Source organism: Kitasatospora sp. NBC_00070 (genome assembly GCF_045041205.1).
Classification (GTDB): Bacteria; Actinomycetota; Actinomycetes; order Streptomycetales; family Streptomycetaceae; genus Kitasatospora.
The window spans coordinates 2,766,365-2,781,859 of the sequence record NZ_CP108247.1 but is presented as its reverse complement, the minus strand read 5'-3'; the positions used below and the strand labels follow the sequence as shown (position 1 = coordinate 2,781,859).

Sequence of the window (15,495 nt, the reverse complement as noted above, 5' to 3'; positions counted from 1 at the left end):
GGGAATCGTGTCGGAGCAGGACACGGCCGCGCGCATCACCGGCGGTGCGACGGGTGAGACCCGACGGGACCGGCTGGACCGGTTGCTGCGGCGCTCGCCGCTCCAGCCGTTCTTCCGGGCCCGGGCCGCGCACCGGCTCTCGGTGCTCGCCTACCACGGGGTGGACGACCCGGCGAGCTTCGCCGCCCAGATGGAGCGGCTGACCAGGAGCGCCAGCCCGGTCACCCTCGACACCGTCGAACGGGCCGTCACCGAGGGGCGCCCGCTGCCGCCGCGCAGCGTGCTGGTCACCTTCGACGACGGCGACCGGACGCTGCTCACCCGGGGCTTGCCGGTGCTCGCCCGGCGCGGGGTGCCGGCCGCCGCCTTCGTGGTGGCCGGGCTGGTCGACGGGGACCAGCCGTTCTGGTGGCGGGAGGCCGACGCGCTGGCCGCGCAGGGCGGCACCGCCGACGCGCTGGCGGGGGTGCCGACCGGGGCCGTGGTACGCCGTCTGAAGCTGCTCCCCGATCTCGAACGGCAGGCCGCGCTCGACGAGTTGCGGGCCACCGCGGCCCGGCCGGCGGCCCGTCAGCGGCAGCTCGCCGCACTGGAGTTGCCGGAGCTGGCCGCCGCCGGGGTGGCGATCGGCAACCACACCCTCGGGCACCCCTGCCTGGACCGCTGCGCGCCCGGCGTGGTGCGCACCGAGATCGAGCAGGCGCACCGGCTGCTGACCGGCTGGCTGGGCGCGGCTCCGACCGCGTTCGCCTACCCGAACGGGAACTTCGACCCGGGCGCCGACACCGTGCTGCGCGAGCTGGGCTACCGGCTCGGCTTCCTCTTCGACCACCGGCAGGACGCGCTGCTGCCGCCGGATCCGCTGCGGATCAGCCGACTTCGGGTGAACTCCGACACCACCCGGGCCCGGTTCGACACAATCCTCTCGGGGCTGCACCCGGCCGTGCACCGACTGCGCGGCGGCTGCTGAGCGGGAGCTGAGGGGGCGGGCATGGTCGAGCGGTACACACCCGACCAGCTGACACCGGAACTGGTGGACGGCTGGCGGGAGTTGGTGGCGGAGCTGGGTGAGCGCGGGTCGTGGTTCCTGACCCCAGACTGGGTGCTGTCCTGGTGGGAGACGCTCGGCGGGCGCGGCCCGGCCGAGATCGCGGTCTGGCGGGGCGAGGACGGTGCGGTGCAGGCCGTGCTGCCGCTGATCCGCACCAGGCTGCGGCTGCATCCGCGGCTCCCGTTCACGGTCGGCTGCCGGACGCCGCTCGGTGCCGGTCCCGGCGCCGCCGACCACGGCGGCTTCGCGGTGGCGCCCGGCCGGGCGGCCGAGGTCCGGGCCTGGCTGACCGAGCTGGCCGGACGCGAGACGCTCTGGTTCCCCGACGTCGACCCGCTGCTCGGCGAGCTGCTGCCGGCCGCCCGGCGCGAGGTGTCCCGGCAGTCCTGCCCCCGGGCCGACCTGACCGGGGGAGCCGAGGCGCTGGGCTCCCGGCAGTTCCGGGCCGACCTGCGCCGGTACGGGCGCAAGCTGGCCGCCGCCGGGGTGACCTTCCGCTGGGTGCCGCCGGGCGAGGCCCCGCCCGGGCTGCTGGACACCGTGGTGCGGCTGCACCGGCTCCGCCGGGACGCGCTGGGCCGGGGCACCACCTTCGACCACCGGCGGCTGCCGCTGCACACCCGGCTGCTGGAGCGGGCCCGGCCAGGCGCCGGGCCCGCCTTCCTGCTCGCCGAGCACGAGGGCGAGGTGATCGGCGGGCTGTACGGCTTCCTCTGGGGTGACACCTTCGCCTACTACCAGATCGGCTGGGACCCGGCCTGGGCGCCGCTGCGGCTCGGCACCGCGATCATCGCCGAGACCGTCCGAGCCTGCGCGGAGCGGCAGTTGACCACCTTCGACTTCCTCCGCGGCACCGAGCCGTACAAGTACCGGTTCGGCGCGGCGGACCGCGCGGACCTGAGCTGGCTGGTCCCGCACGGGCTGTCCGGCGCGCTGCTCGGGCTCAAGCACCGGCTGAAGGGCTGACCGGTCGCCGGGTGGGCCGACCGGCCCAACCGGCGCTCCCCGGGCGGGGGAAAGTGATGCACCGCATGGTGAATCTACGCGCGTAGGGGCTACACTCCCGCAATGGAGAAGCAGATCCCTGTTACCGCGGGCACCACAGGCCCCCGCATCCCCGACGCCGCCCAGATCGCCCGCGCCCCGAAGGTGCTCCTGCACGACCACCTCGACGGCGGGCTGCGCCCGGAGACCATCGTCGAGCTGGCCGCGGCCTGCGGTTACGAGGGTCTCCCCACCACCGACCCGGCCAAGCTCGGGGTCTGGTTCCGGGAGGCGGCCGACTCCGGATCGCTGGTCCGCTACCTGGAGACCTTCGCGCACACCTGCGCCGTGATGCAGACCCGCGAGGCGCTGGTCAAGGTCGCCGCCGACTGCGCCGAGGACCTGGCCGCCGACGGTGTGGTCTACGCCGAGGTGCGGTACGCCCCGGAGCAGCACCTGGAGCAGGGCCTGACCCTCGACCAGGTGGTCGAGGCGGTCAACGAGGGCTTCCGGCTCGGCGAGGCGAACGCCCGCGCGGCCGGCCACCGGATCCGGGTCGGTACCCTGCTCACCGCGATGCGGCACGCCGCCCGCTCGCAGGAGATCGCCGAACTGGCCAACCGCTACCGGGACCAGGGCGTGGTCGGCTTCGACATCGCCGGCGCCGAGGCGGGTCACCCGCCCACCCGGCACCAGGGCGCCTTCGACTACCTCAAGGGCGAGAACAACCACTTCACCATCCACGCCGGCGAGGCCTTCGGCCTGCCGTCGATCTGGGAGGCCCTGCAGTGCTGCGGCGCCGACCGGCTCGGCCACGGCGTCCGGATCATCGACGACATCACGGTCCACGAGGACGGCACCGTCGAGCTCGGCCGGCTGGCCGCGTACGTGCGCGACAAGCGGGTCCCGCTGGAGATGTGCCCGACCTCCAACCTGCAGACGGCGGCGGCGACTTCGTACGCCGAGCATCCGATCGGGCTGCTCAGCCGGCTGAAGTTCCGGGTCACCGTGAACACCGACAACCGGCTGATGAGCGGCACCAGCATGAGCCAGGAGTTCGGCCACCTGGTGGACGCCTTCGGGTACACCCTGGGCGACCTGGAGTGGTTCACCGTGAACGCGATGAAGTCCGCGTTCCTGCCGTTCGACGAGCGGCTCGCGATGATCAACGACGTGATCAAGCCCGGCTATGCCGAGCTGAAGGCGGAGTGGCTGTTCAGCGCGGGTGCGGGCGTCGGCGCCTGACCGTCCGTCGTGCGGTGCCCGATGAGCGCGAGGTCTTCGCCGTGACCTCGCGCTCATCTGACTATTCAGCCGGGAGAGTTAACCGCCTTTGATCTGCGTGCGACGTTGTCACTACGGTGTGCCAGTCAGAGCTGACACGGCGTAGCGGTGGGCGTTTCCGGATTCCCGCCCGCGACGTCGGCCACCGACGAGGACACGAGGACCAACTCATGAAGCAGGCCACTCTGAAGGCTGCCGGGACCGCTGCGCTCGGCGTCGCGCTCGCGGCTGCGGCTGCCGGTTCCGCCTCCGCCGCCACGCCCGGTGGGCTCGGCCTCCCGACCGGAGCGCTCGCCCACTCGGGTGCGCTGACCGGAGCGGCCACCAGCACCGTCAGCCAGCTGCCCGCCACCGCGCCGGTGACCCAGGCGGTCGGCAACCTGAACCCGGACGTGGCCGCCCCGGTGGCGCAGGCCCCGGAGTCCGCCCAGCCGATGACCGCGCCGGTCACCGAGCACACCGCCCCGATGACCGACGAGGCCACCGCCCCGGTCGCCGAGGCCGCCACCCCGCGTGGCCTGCCGCTCCCGGTGCCCGGTGCCGAGGGCCTGACCCAGGCGCCCGGCGTCAGCACCGTGACCGGTGCGCTCGGCGGCGGCCTGCCCGGTGGCGGCGGTCTGCCGGGCCTGGGCTAACCCTCCCCGAAACGGCCGAAGGGCCGCCTCCCCGCACGCGGCGGGGGAGGCGGCCCTTCGGGCTGTCCGGACCGGTCGCCCGGTCCGGGCCGGGTCACGGCTCCTGGGGGAGGATCAGCCAGAGCGCCAGGTAGATCAGGAACTGCGGTCCGGGCAGCAGGCAGGACACCAGGAAGATGATCCTGACCGTCCAGGGGGTGAGCCCGAAGCGCTTCGCGATGCCGGCGCAGACGCCGGCGATGACGCGGTGGTGTCGGGGGCGGGCGAGTGCGCTCATGATCAGCTCCGGTTGGTCGCCCGGGCCGGTCTCTCCGGTGGGCATGTATCCATCCTCGGCGACGGACCGGGCGGAATCCTCCGTCCTGATACCGATCCCGGACCCCGGCTTTCTCACCGCTCCGAGGTACCCGTGGCTCAGGGTCGCCCTCGGGGTAACCCTGACGGACCCCGGCCCGCAGGGGCTCAGTGCTGCGCTGAACTGCCGTGCGGGGCAAGCGAGTTGAGCGATCCCCGGGGTCGGGTGACGGCCCGCTCGCGGCTCGGTCGGGGGGCGGAGCGCCCGACCAGGCGGGCCCGGGCGAACGGCACCACCAGCAGGTGGCAGACGACCACGCCGAGGACGCCGAGGACGATGTTGTCCACGTTCAGCACATGGCCGGGGGCCCAGCCCTTGAGGATCTCCAGCGCGGTGGCGATCAGCGCCGAGCAGCCCGCCGTCCGCAACAGCGAGGGCAGCCAGCCGACCCGCAGTCGGCCGTCGGCCAGCGGCAGCAGGACGCCCAGCGGCGCCAGCGGCAGCAGGCCGCCGGCCAGCTGGCGCAGCCCGTCCGGGCCGCCGGCCGAGAAGGCCAGCCGGACCGAGGCGAACGGCGTCAGATTGGCGGGCGAGGTCCAGCCGACCGCGAGCGGCCGCAGGACCAGCCAGCCGATCAGGCCCAGATAGCCGGCCAGCAGCAGGATGCCCGGCAGCCGCAGCCGGGGCGACACCTCCGGCGCGGGGTGCGAGGGGTTCGCCTGGTCCGTCACACCGGCAGGGACGCGGGCCGGTGGGCGGACGGTTCCCGTCCGCCCACCCCCGGCGGTCGGGGCGGGCCGGTCAGGGGCAGCTGGTCGCGCTCGGCGCCGCGCTGCTCGGGGAGGCGCTGAACAGCACCGCGGGCGACTTCGACGCCGGGCCCGCGGTCGGCCGGGCGGTCGGCAGCGCGGTGGGCTGCGCGCTCGGCGGCACCGGGGTCGGCTCCGCCGCCTCCGGCACCCGGACCGGGGTCGGGCAGGCGGTCCGGCTGGCGGGCGCGCCCGCGTCCACCGGGACGGCCGTCGGCCGGATGCCGCAGCCGACGGCGGTGGTCAGCGCGGCGCCCAGCAGGGCGGCGGTCAGCAGGCGACGTACCGTCACTTCGGGCCTTCCTGGCTGGTCGGGGCGGGCTGGTCGACCGGCAGGGTCAGGGTGAAGACCGCGCCGGTCGGCCCGTTCGCCGCGGTGATCGAGCCGCCGTGGATCTGGGCGTTGGCCATCGCGATCGACAGGCCGAGCCCGCTGCCCTCGGACCTGGCCCGGCCCTTGTCGGCCTTGTAGAACCGGTCGAAGACGTGCGGCAGCACGTCCTCCGGGATGCCGGGGCCGCTGTCCGAGACCTCCACCACCACGGTCTCGTCGATCTGCCGGACCTTCACCCGGACCGGCGAGCCGCCGTGCTTGAGCGCGTTGCCGATCAGGTTGGCGAAGACCACGTCCAGGCGCCGGGGGTCGACCACCGCGAGCACCCCGCGCGGGGCGTCCAGCTCGACCGCGTCGTACCAGGCCCGGCCGTCGATGCAGGACATGATCAGGTCGGCGATGTCCACCTCGTCGGCGACCAGCTTGGCGGTGCCCGCGTCGAACCTGGTCACCTCCATCAGGTTCTCCACCAGGTCGGACAGCCGGCGGGTCTCGCTGACCACCAGCCGGACGGCCGGCTCGATCATCGGGTCCAGCGACTCCGCCTCGTCCTCCAGGATGTCGGTCACCGCGGTCATCGCGGTCAGCGGCGTCCGCAGCTCGTGCGACATGTCGGCGACGAACCGGCGGCTCTGCGCCTCGCGCGCGCTCAGCTCGGCCACCTGGCCGGCCAGCGACTCCGCGGTGCGGTTGAACGTCCTTGCCAGCTCGGCGAGTTCGTCCGCGCCCTCGACCTCGAGCCGGGTGTCCAGATGCCCCTCGCCGAGCTGCCTGGCCGCCTCGCCGAGCCGCTTCACCGGCCGCAGCACGGTGGCCGCGGCGGCCTGCGCGATCAGCGCCGAGCCGATCAGCGCCAGCAGGGTGGCGATCGCCAGCGACCAACCGAGGGTGTTCAGGTCGGCCCGCTCGTTCTCCAGCGACTTGAACATGTACGCCGTCGGCCCGGTCGGCACCACCCGGGTGCCGCCGACCAGGTAGGGGCCGTCCAGGTTCACCCGCTGCCAGTAGAGGTGGTAGGCGAACGGATTGCCCGGGCCGACCTCGCGCGGGGTGTCCACCGTGCCGCGCAGCGAGGCCGGGACCTGGGCCGCGGTGAACCGGGACGGGTCCGAGGAGGCCACGCAGTCGGGCAGCCCGGGTGCCACCACGACCACCGCGTAGCTCAGCCCGGAGCTGGCCACCTGGGAGGCCAGGTAGGCCAGTTGGTTGCAGCTCGGGTCGAGCGGCAGGGCCGAGACGTTCCGGCTCAGCGAGTTCCGGAAGTCGTTCAGCGCGGTGTCCTGGGCACGCTTGAGCACCGCGTCCCGGTTCAGCCAGTAGGCGATGCCGGAGGCCGAGACCGCGGTGGTCAGCGCGACCACCGCGAAGACCGCGATCAGCCGGACCCGGAGCGAGCGCAGGCGCCGCCCCCGCCCCGGGCGCGGACGGGGCGGGGTCTTGAGGTCAGTCAACGGAGCAGCTCACCATCGTCAGGGATCAGGCCGGCGGGTCGAGCCGGTAGCCGACCCCGCGCACGGTGCGGATCAGGGTCGGGGCGGAGGGGACGTCCTCGACCTTGGCCCGCAGCCGCTGCACGCAGGCGTCCACCAGCCGGGAGTCGCCGAGGTAGTCGTGCTCCCAGACCAGCCGGAGCAGCTGCTGGCGGGAGAGCGCCTGCCCGGGGCGGCGGCTCAGCTCCAGCAGCAGCCGCAGCTCGGTGGGCGTGAGCTGGAGGTCCTCGCCGTCCTTGGTGACGGTCATCGCGGAGCGGTCGATCACCACGCTGCCGTACGCCGAGGAGTCGGAGTTCTCCCGCTCGCCGCGCCGCAGCACGGCCCGGATCCGGGCGTCCAGCACCCGGGGCTGGACCGGCTTGACCACGTAGTCGTCCGCGCCCGACTCCAGGCCGACCACCACGTCGATGTCGTCCGAGCGGGCGGTCAGCAGGATGATCGGCAGCTGGTCGGTGCGCCGGATCCGGCGGCACACCTCGAATCCGTCGATGCCGGGCAGCATCACGTCGAGCACGATCAGGTCGGGACGCTGCTCCTTGAAGAGCTTCAGGCCGTCCTCGCCCGAGGCAGCGGCGGCCACGCGGTGGCCCTGGCGGGTGAGAGCGAGTTCGAGGCCGGTCCGGATGGCGTCGTCGTCCTCGATCAGAAGGAGGAAAGGCACGGGCTCATTCTGGCCCAAGTGGGGCCACTGTTCACCCACCAGGTCCAGCCCTGCACTTCCTCTGCAACCGGAACCCCCGGTTCTGGCGTCCGGGCTCCGAGGACCGAAGGTCCCGGCGCCTGTGACAGCCCTGTGACAGTCGGCGGACACCCCCATCACAACGCACCGGCAGGATTTCCCTTGTCGCCGCAGTACCGGGCGGCGGAACCGCAGGTACCGACCCATGGGGGTGCACGATGAACGCCACGCTCAAGACCCGCAGCAACGCGGCCGTCCACAACGCGCGTTCGTCTCGCACGCACTTCGAGGTACGGACCGACGAGACCTCCGGTGCCGTGATCGTACGGGGGTGCGCACACAGCACCGGATCCCGCCGCCTCGGTGGCGGGAGCAAGGGGGAGCTGTTCGGGATCGGTCGCATGGGGAGTGCGGCCGACTCCGCCTCGACCATGACGCTGCGGGGAGTCCTTCCCGTCCGCGTCGATGGTCGGGAGAACACGGGGGGCACGGGGGAGAACCTGTCCGGTTCCGGCTCGGGGGAGCCGGCCGGACGGGAGGCCGCGGGTGCGACGCTGCTCAGGCTCGCACCGGCGACCGGGGAGCACACCGTCGCTCCGAACGACAACGTGGCCGAGTTCACCGCGTACGTCCGGGAGCGCCGGGCCTCGCTGTACGCCACCGCGTACCACCTGACCGGCGACCGCCACGCGGCCGAGGACCTGCTGCAGAGCGCGCTGTTCTCGACCTACCGGGCCTGGGACCGGATCACCGACAAGGCCGCGGTCGGGGGCTACCTCCGCCGCACCATGACCAACCTGCACATCTCCGCCTGGCGTCGCCGCAAGGTCGCCGAGTACCCGACCGAGGAGCTGCCGGAGACGGTCGGCGACACGGACGCGATGGGCGGCACCGAGCTGCGCGCGGTGCTCTGGCAGGCGCTGGCCAAGCTGCCGGAGAACCAGCGGACCATGCTGGTGCTCCGCTACTACGAGGGCCGCACCGACCCGGAGATCGCCGACATCCTGAACATCAGCGTCGGCACCGTGAAGAGCAGCATCTGGCGCGCCCTGCGCCGGCTGCGCGAGGACGACCAGCTGAACCGTACGGGCGACACCGTCTTCGCCTTCGGTGAGCTGGTCGCGTAACAGGACTCCCGTCGGGGGACGGGGCAGGTCGCGGACGTACGGCGGGTCGACTCGGGGGAGCGGCCGTCGCGGGGACGTGACCGGACAGGAAGGGCCCGGTGCCGGGGAGCGGCACCGGGCCCTTCCGGCTGTCCACGGGCCGTCAGACGGGCTGCGGCTGCCGCCCGGCCACCGCACCGATCCGCTGCTCGGCCTCCGGCCCGGCGCAGGCGTACGCGCCCAGCCCGACCTGCCGGGCCACGATGCCGCGCTCGGCCCGCATCAGCCGCCAGCCGCGCCGCAGCAGGTACGGCACCGACTTGCGGGCCTCCCGGACGTCCCGGCGGAACCGCCGCCAGGCGGTGGTCAGCGGGCGGTTGCGCAGGCAGATCGCCGTGCCGAGCAGCCCCTCGGTCGCGCACTGCCCGACCAGTTCGGCGGCGAATATCCCCTCGGCGATGAAGGCCGGGGCACCCGCGAGGTCGAGCACATGGGTGCCGGCCCGGCCGTTGGCCGGGATCGAGTACACCGGGACCTCGGCCCGCCCGGTGCCGGTCAGCAGCCGGATCGCGGCCATCGCCTGCTCGCGGTGCCAGGAGAGCGGCGAGTCCCAGTCGGTGCCGCCGCCGTCCTCCTCGGTGAGCACGGGCAGGGTCGGGTCGTCGCCGTCCTTGTAGAAGTCGTCGAGCTGGAGCACCGGCAGACCGGTCCGCTCGGCCAGCGAGGACTTCCCCGATCCGGACGGCCCGGACAACAGGACGACCAGGGCGGGTGCCGTCGGGGCGGGGTTCATGGGGGAGTCACTCACGAGACACCAGTCTGACGCATCAGGGGGCGATGCCGAAACAGACGGGACGTCAGCTTCCGTCACGAATCCCGGGGATCCGGCGGCCGCCGGAAAGGTCGACGGGCCCGCACCAGGGGGGGAGAGGTGCGGGCCCGTCTGTGGCACGTCCGGGCCCCGGGGGGGGGTAGGGCACTGGGGACGGCCAGTCTGTGTGGAGTTTTCCCTGCGGGAGGGTCAGATACCCATCGGGTGCCAGACCGTCTTGGTCTCCAGGAACGAGAGTAGCCGCTCGGTTCCGGGCGCATTGGTCCAGTCCAATGCCACCTGGTCGACCGCCGGGCGGATGACTCGCTTCAGAGTATCCGCGGCGAGCACCTCCAGCTCGACCGCCGCGCCGGGGCCTTCGGTCGCGATCGCGCCGGCCAGGTCCAGGCCGTTGACGTCCTGGTGCGAGGCCAGCGTCGGGGCGATGTCGGCGGTCTTCCCGGAGATCAGGTTGACCACGCCGCCCGGCAGGTCCGAGGTGGCCAGCACCTCGCCCAGCGAGAGCGCGGGCAGCGGTGCGTCGGCGGCGGCCGCGACCACCACGGTGTTGCCCGCCGCGATCGCCGGGGCGATCACCGAGACCAGCCCGAGGAAGGAGAAGCCCGTCCCGGACTGCGGCGCGACCACGCCGATCACGCCGGACGGCTCCGGGGTGGAGAGGTTGAAGAACGGCCCGGCCACCGGGTTGGAGCTGCCCGCGATCTGCGCGACCTTGTCGGTCCAGCCCGCGTACCAGACCCAGCGGTCGATCGCGGCGTCCACCAGGGCGGCGGCCTTCTTGGCCCCGATGCCCTCGGCGAGCGCCACCTCGGCGGCGAACTGCTCGCGGCGGCCCTGCAGCATCTCGGCGATCCGGTACAGCACCTGGCCGCGGTTGTACGCGGTGGTGCCGGCCCAGCCCTTGACGGCCGCCCGGGCCGCGAGCACCGCGTCCCGGGTGTCCTTACGGGTGCCGAGCGGAGCGTTGGCGAGCCACTGGCCCTTGGAGTCGGACACCTCGTACACCCGCCCGCTCTCGGAGCGCGGGAACTTCCCGCCGACGTACAGCTTGTAGGTCTTGAAGACGCTCAGGGTGGTCTCAGACATCGAGGTACGCCTCCAGGCCGTGGCGACCGCCTTCGCGGCCGTAGCCCGACTCCTTGTAGCCGCCGAACGGCGAGGTCGGGTCGAACTTGTTGAAGGTGTTGGCCCAGACCACACCGGCCTTGAGCTGGTTCGCCATCCAGAGGATGCGCGAGCCCTTCTCGGTCCAGATACCCGCCGACAGCCCGTACGGGGTGTTGTTGGCCTTCTCGACCGCCTCGGTGGGCGTGCGGAAGGTCAGCACCGACAGCACCGGGCCGAAGATCTCCTCGCGGGCGATCCGGTGGGCCTGCGAGACACCGGTGAACAGGGTCGGGCGGAACCAGTAACCGGCGCCCGGGAGTTCGCACTCCGGGGCCCAGCGCTCGGCGCCCTCGGCCTCGCCCGCCGCCGACAGCTCGGTGATCCGCGCGAGCTGCGCGGCCGAGTTGATGGCGCCGATGTCGGTGTTCTTGTCCAGCGGGTCGCCGACCCGCAGGGTGCCCATCCGGCGCTTCAGCGCGTCCAGCAGCTCGTCCTGGATCGACTCCTGGACCAGCAGGCGGGAGCCCGCGCAGCAGACGTGGCCCTGGTTGAAGAAGATGCCGTTCACGATGCCCTCGACCGCCTGGTCGATCGGCGCGTCGTCGAAGACGATGTTCGCGGCCTTGCCGCCGAGCTCCAGCGAGAGCTTCTTCCGGCTGCCGGCGAGCTGCCTGGCGATCGCCCGGCCGACCGGGGTCGAGCCGGTGAAGGCGACCTTGTTGACGTCCGGGTGCGAGGTCAGCGCGGCGCCGGTGCGGCCGTCACCGGTGACGATGTTGACCACGCCCTTGGGCAGACCGGCCTGGCGGCAGATCTCGGCGAACCGCAGCGCGGTCAGCGGGGTGGTCTCGGCCGGCTTCAGCACGACGGTGTTGCCGGTGGCCAGCGCGGGCGCGATCTTCCAGGCCAGCATCAGCAGCGGGAAGTTCCACGGGATGACCTGGCCGGCCACGCCGAGCGGCTTCGGGTTGGCGCCGTAGCCCGCGAAGTCGAGCTTGTCGGCCCAGCCCGCGTAGTAGAAGAAGTGCGCGGCGACCAGCGGCAGGTCGACGTCCCGGGTCTCCCGGATCGGCTTGCCGTTGTCGATCGACTCCAGCACCGCCAGCTCGCGCGAGCGCTCCTGGATGATCCGGGCGATCCGGAACAGGTACTTGGCCCGCTCGCTGCCCGGCAGTGCCGACCAGTCGGTGAACGCCTTGCGGGCGGCGGCGACCGCGCGCTCCACGTCCTCGTCGGTGCCCTGCGCGAACTCCGCCAGCACCTGCTCGGTGGCCGGGTTGACGGTCTTCAGCGCCTCGCTGCCGGAGGAGTCGACGAACTCGCCGCCGATGAAGTGGCCGTACGAGGTGGCGATCTCACCGGCGGCGGCCGGCGACTCGGGCGCGGGGGCGTAGCTGAAGAGACCGCCCTTGGGGGCCTCGGCCTGCTGCGGCTGCTTGTTCTTGGCCATGGGGATCAGTCCACCGTCACGTAGTCGGGACCGGAGTACCGGCCGGTGGTCAGCTTCTGACGCTGCATCAGCAGGTCGTTGAGCAGGCTGGAGGCGCCGAAACGGAACCAGTGCGGGGACAGCCAGTCGTCGCCGAGCGTCTCGTTGACCATCACCAGGTACTTCATGGCGTCCTTGGTGGTCTTGATGCCACCGGCCGGCTTCACGCCGATCTGCACGCCGGTCTGCTGCCTGAAGTCGCGGACGGCCTCCAGCATCAGCAGGGTGACCGGCGGGGTCGCGTTGACGGCGACCTTGCCGGTGGAGGTCTTGATGAAGTCGGCGCCGGCCAGCATCCCGAGCCAGGAGGCGCGGCGGACGTTGTCGTACGTCTGCAGCTCGCCGGTCTCGAAGATCACCTTGAGGTGGGCGGCGGTGCCGTCGGCCCGCCGGCACGCCTGCTTGACCGCGACGATCTCGTTGAAGACGTCCAGGTACCGGCCGGAGAGGAAGGCCCCCCGGTCGATCACCATGTCGATCTCGTCCGCCCCGGCGGCCACCGCGTCGGCGGTGTCGGCCAGCTTCACCGGCAGCGCGACGCGCCCGGCCGGGAAGGCGGTGGCGACCGAGGCCACCTGGATGTCGGTGCCCGCGAGGGCGGCCTTGGCGGTGGCGACCATGTCCGGGTAGACGCAGATCGCGGCGACCCGGGGGGCGCTCGGGTCGGTCGGGTCGGGGTTCCGGCCCTTGGTGCACAGGGCGCGCACCTTGCCGTGGGTGTCCGCGCCTTCCAGCGTGGTCAGGTCGATCATCGAGATCGCCAGGTCGATGGCGTACGCCTTCGCCGTGGTCTTGATCGATCGAGTACCGAGAGTGGCGGCGCGGGCTTCCAGGCCGACGGCGTCGACGCCGGGCAGGCCGTGCAGAAAGCGGCGGAGCGAGGCCTCGGACGCCGCAACGTCCTCAAGGCCGCCGCCCGCAGCGCCGGGGGCATTGGCTGCAACAGTGGACATAGTCACCAGACCAGCATATCTACGCGCGTAGCGATGCGCTAGGCCCACCCACTTTCGATGCTGGACCGATATCTCCCCCGGCGGGCCCGGTTGCTCACGCCTCTCTGGCACCTCGCGCGTCACCCGGGTCAGGCTCTCCGGGATCGCGGATGGTGCGGCTCCGGTCGCTCGCGTGCGGAGGGAGAGCTTTCGGCTCACCCGAGGAGTCGCCGCCCGGCGACAATGACCGGGTGACCTCAGCAGAGCAGCCCGCCGTGCCAAGCCCGGCCCCGCGCAAGCGGCCCGGCCGTCGCCCCGGATCGACCGACACCCGCCGGACCGTGCTGGAGGCGGCCCGGGCCGAGTTCGCCGCGCGTGGGTACGAGAAGGCGAGCATGCGGGCGATCGGCCGGACCGCCGGGGTGGACGCGGCGCTGCTGCACCACTACTTCGGCAGCAAGGACCGGCTGTTCCTGGCTGCGCTGGAGTTCCCGGTCGATCCGAGAACGGTGGTGGAACAGGTGCTGGCGGGTGACCGGGCGACCGTCGGTGAGCGGGTGGCGGGCTTCGTGCTGACGCTCTGGGAGCAGCCGGGAGTGCTGGACCGACTGCTCGCGCTGATCCGGGCGGCGGCCACCACCGAGCAGGTCGCGGAGCTGATGCGCGGCTTCGTACTGGAGGAGCTCGTCCGCCGGGCTGCTGCCGAACTCGACATCGACCAGCCGGAGTTGAGGACGGAGCTGATGCTGTCCCAGATCATCGGGCTGGCGATGGCCAGGTACGTGATCGGAGTCGAGCCGCTGGCCTCGGCGACCCGGGAGGAGCTGGTCCCGCTGCTGGCGCCGACCTTCCAGGGGTACCTCGGCGGCGCCTGACGCGCGGTCCGGAACCTTCGGCCGTACTGCTTGACGGCACCGGTCCGCAGCGAGAAACTCATCACATGATGAATTCTTCGGCGGGCCCGGCGCCCGCCATCCGGACCAGCGGCCTCACGGTCGTCCGGGGCGGCCACCCCGTCCTGCACGGCCTCGACCTGGAGGTCCCGGCCGGCTCGGTCACCGGACTGCTCGGGCCGAGCGGCTGCGGCAAGACCACCCTGCTGCGCTCGATCGTCGGTGTGCAGCGGATCTCGGGCGGCCGGGTCGAGGTGCTCGGGGCACCGGCCGGCAGCGCCGGACTGCGCAGCCGGATCGGCTACCTGACCCAGGCCCCGTCCGTCTACGGCGACCTCACCGTGGCCGAGAACCTGCGCTACTTCGCCGCCGTGCTCGGTGCCCCGGCCGGCGACCCGGACCGGGTGGCCGCGGCGGTCGGCCTCACCGCCCACCGGGACCACCGCGCGGCCCGGCTCTCCGGTGGCCAGCGGGCCCGGGTCTCGCTGGCCGCCGCACTGCTCGGCCGCCCCGAGCTGCTGGTCCTGGACGAGCCGACGGTCGGCCTCGACCCGGTGCTCCGCCGCGACCTCTGGCAGCTCTTCCGGGACCTCGCCGACGCGGGCAGCACCCTGCTGGTCTCCAGCCACGTGATGGACGAGGCGGTCCGCTGCGACCGGCTGTTGCTGATGCGCGACGGCCGCCTGCTGGCCGCCGACACCCCGGCCGGCCTGCTCGCCAGGACCGGCGCCGCCGACGTGGACGCCGCCTTCCTCAGCCTGGTCGGGAGCACCTCGTGAACCTCCGCCGCACCCTGGCCACCGCCCGCCGCGTGCTGGCCCAGCTCCGGCACGACCCGAGGACCCTGGCGATGCTGCTGGTGGTGCCCTGCCTGCTGCTCACCCTGCTCCGGTACATGTTCGACGGGCAGTCCCGGGTCTTCGACCAGGTCGGCGGTGCCCTGCTGGGCATCTTCCCGCTGCTGGTGATGTTCCTGGTCACCTCGGTCGCGATGCTCCGGGAACGCACCAGCGGCACCCTGGAGCGCCTGCTCACCATGCCGCTCGGCAAGCTCGACCTGCTGCTCGGCTACGCGATCGCCTTCGGCCTGGTCGCCCTGGTCCAGGCCGCGCTGGCGTCCGCGCTCACCCTCGGCCTGCTCGGCCTCGACATCCAGGGCCCGACCTGGCTGGTCTTCGCGGTCGCGGTCGGCGACGGACTGCTCGGGATGGCGCTCGGCCTGCTGGTCTCCGCGTTCGCCGAGACCGAGTTCCAGGCCGTCCAGTTCCTCCCGGCGGTGATCCTCCCGCAGCTGCTGCTCTGCGGCCTGTTCGTCCCCAGGGACGCGATGGCCCCCGTGCTCCGCTGGGTCTCCGACGTGCTCCCGCTCTCGTACGCGGTGGACGCGATGGACCACCTCAGCACCGGCCCGGACGTCACCGGCGACCTGGTTCGCGACCTGGCGGTGATCGGCGGCTGCGTGCTGCTGGCCCTCACCCTCGGGGCGGCCACCCTACGGCGTCGTACGGCCTGACGGGTCGTCGGGTCCCCGGCGCCGGGCTGAGCGGCCGCTCCTCCCGGCGCCGGGTGTGA

17 protein-coding genes are annotated in these 15,495 nt (G+C 73.0%); 8 read left to right on the top strand and 9 right to left on the bottom strand.

The genetic code is table 11. The features are described 5' to 3' along the window. Positions 1-7: 7 nt before the first annotated feature. From OHV05_RS12690 to OHV05_RS12675, 4 genes are all read left to right on the top strand, one after another. The gene (locus tag OHV05_RS12690) at positions 8-970 is read left to right on the top strand and encodes a polysaccharide deacetylase family protein (RefSeq protein ID WP_405017765.1); all 963 of its coding nucleotides are present in this window, start codon (positions 8-10) and stop codon (positions 968-970) included. Positions 971-991: 21 nt separating this feature from the next. Then, on the top strand, positions 992-2,017 hold the full coding sequence (locus tag OHV05_RS12685) for a GNAT family N-acetyltransferase (protein ID WP_405017764.1): 1,026 nt from the start codon (positions 992-994) through the stop codon (positions 2,015-2,017). Between the two features lie 102 nt (positions 2,018-2,119). Further along, the gene (locus OHV05_RS12680) at positions 2,120-3,280 is read left to right on the top strand and encodes an adenosine deaminase (RefSeq protein WP_405017763.1); all 1,161 of its coding nucleotides are present in this window, start codon (positions 2,120-2,122) and stop codon (positions 3,278-3,280) included. A 209-nt stretch (positions 3,281-3,489) separates the two neighbouring features. Continuing rightward, the gene (locus tag OHV05_RS12675; RefSeq protein WP_405017762.1) at positions 3,490-3,954 is read left to right on the top strand and encodes a hypothetical protein; all 465 of its coding nucleotides are present in this window, start codon (positions 3,490-3,492) and stop codon (positions 3,952-3,954) included. 94 nt (positions 3,955-4,048) lie between these two features. Here OHV05_RS12675 and OHV05_RS12670 read toward each other — a convergent pair whose 3' ends face one another. The 5 genes from OHV05_RS12670 to OHV05_RS12650 all read right to left on the bottom strand — a co-directional run bounded on the left by OHV05_RS12670 (position 4,049) and on the right by OHV05_RS12650 (position 7,546). Continuing rightward, positions 4,049-4,231 (bottom strand): PspC domain-containing protein, encoded by a 183-nt coding sequence (locus OHV05_RS12670; RefSeq protein WP_405021450.1) that lies wholly within the window; start codon positions 4,229-4,231, stop codon positions 4,049-4,051. 185 nt (positions 4,232-4,416) lie between these two features. Next, the gene (locus OHV05_RS12665; RefSeq protein WP_405017761.1) at positions 4,417-4,980 is read right to left on the bottom strand and encodes a VanZ family protein; all 564 of its coding nucleotides are present in this window, start codon (positions 4,978-4,980) and stop codon (positions 4,417-4,419) included. A 70-nt stretch (positions 4,981-5,050) separates the two neighbouring features. Next, positions 5,051-5,350: a hypothetical protein gene (locus OHV05_RS12660; RefSeq protein WP_403040575.1), complete on the bottom strand. Its 300-nt coding sequence runs from the start codon at positions 5,348-5,350 to the stop codon at positions 5,051-5,053. Continuing rightward, a complete protein-coding gene (locus OHV05_RS12655) occupies positions 5,347-6,843 on the bottom strand; it encodes an ATP-binding protein (RefSeq protein WP_405017760.1) in 1,497 nt (498 codons plus the stop codon). Before OHV05_RS12655 ends, OHV05_RS12660 begins: the two co-directional genes overlap by 4 nt. Before the next feature lie 25 nt (positions 6,844-6,868). After that, on the bottom strand, positions 6,869-7,546 hold the full coding sequence (locus OHV05_RS12650) for a response regulator transcription factor (RefSeq protein ID WP_057231105.1): 678 nt from the start codon (positions 7,544-7,546) through the stop codon (positions 6,869-6,871). A gap of 236 nt (positions 7,547-7,782) precedes the next feature. On the opposite strand from OHV05_RS12650, the gene OHV05_RS12645 reads away from it, so the two are divergent. Further along, positions 7,783-8,691: a SigE family RNA polymerase sigma factor gene (locus tag OHV05_RS12645; RefSeq protein ID WP_405017759.1), complete on the top strand. Its 909-nt coding sequence runs from the start codon at positions 7,783-7,785 to the stop codon at positions 8,689-8,691. 142 nt (positions 8,692-8,833) lie between these two features. On the opposite strand, the gene OHV05_RS12640 is transcribed toward OHV05_RS12645, so the two are convergent. The 4 genes from OHV05_RS12640 to deoC form a co-directional block, all read right to left on the bottom strand. Beyond that, positions 8,834-9,478 carry an ATP-binding protein gene (locus tag OHV05_RS12640; protein WP_405017758.1) on the bottom strand — a complete coding sequence of 215 codons (645 nt, stop codon included), beginning with the start codon at positions 9,476-9,478 and terminating at the stop codon, positions 8,834-8,836. 213 nt (positions 9,479-9,691) lie between these two features. Beyond that, on the bottom strand, positions 9,692-10,588 hold the full coding sequence (locus OHV05_RS12635) for an aldehyde dehydrogenase family protein (protein ID WP_405017757.1): 897 nt from the start codon (positions 10,586-10,588) through the stop codon (positions 9,692-9,694). Next, on the bottom strand, positions 10,581-12,059 hold the full coding sequence (locus OHV05_RS12630; protein WP_405017756.1) for an aldehyde dehydrogenase family protein: 1,479 nt from the start codon (positions 12,057-12,059) through the stop codon (positions 10,581-10,583). Before OHV05_RS12630 ends, OHV05_RS12635 begins: the two co-directional genes overlap by 8 nt. A gap of 5 nt (positions 12,060-12,064) precedes the next feature. After that, the gene (deoC, locus tag OHV05_RS12625) at positions 12,065-13,051 is read right to left on the bottom strand and encodes a deoxyribose-phosphate aldolase (protein ID WP_403040654.1); all 987 of its coding nucleotides are present in this window, start codon (positions 13,049-13,051) and stop codon (positions 12,065-12,067) included. Positions 13,052-13,281: 230 nt separating this feature from the next. Here deoC and OHV05_RS12620 point away from each other — a divergent pair, with 230 nt between their 5' ends. The 3 genes from OHV05_RS12620 to OHV05_RS12610 all read left to right on the top strand — a co-directional run bounded on the left by OHV05_RS12620 (position 13,282) and on the right by OHV05_RS12610 (position 15,436). After that, positions 13,282-13,905 (top strand): TetR family transcriptional regulator, encoded by a 624-nt coding sequence (locus OHV05_RS12620; RefSeq protein ID WP_405017755.1) that lies wholly within the window; start codon positions 13,282-13,284, stop codon positions 13,903-13,905. A 65-nt stretch (positions 13,906-13,970) separates the two neighbouring features. Then, positions 13,971-14,702 (top strand): ABC transporter ATP-binding protein, encoded by a 732-nt coding sequence (locus tag OHV05_RS12615; RefSeq protein WP_405017754.1) that lies wholly within the window; start codon positions 13,971-13,973, stop codon positions 14,700-14,702. Further along, positions 14,699-15,436 carry an ABC transporter permease gene (locus OHV05_RS12610; RefSeq protein ID WP_405017753.1) on the top strand — a complete coding sequence of 246 codons (738 nt, stop codon included), beginning with the start codon at positions 14,699-14,701 and terminating at the stop codon, positions 15,434-15,436. The genes OHV05_RS12615 and OHV05_RS12610 overlap by 4 nt, the downstream gene beginning before the upstream one ends. Positions 15,437-15,495 lie beyond the last annotated feature (59 nt).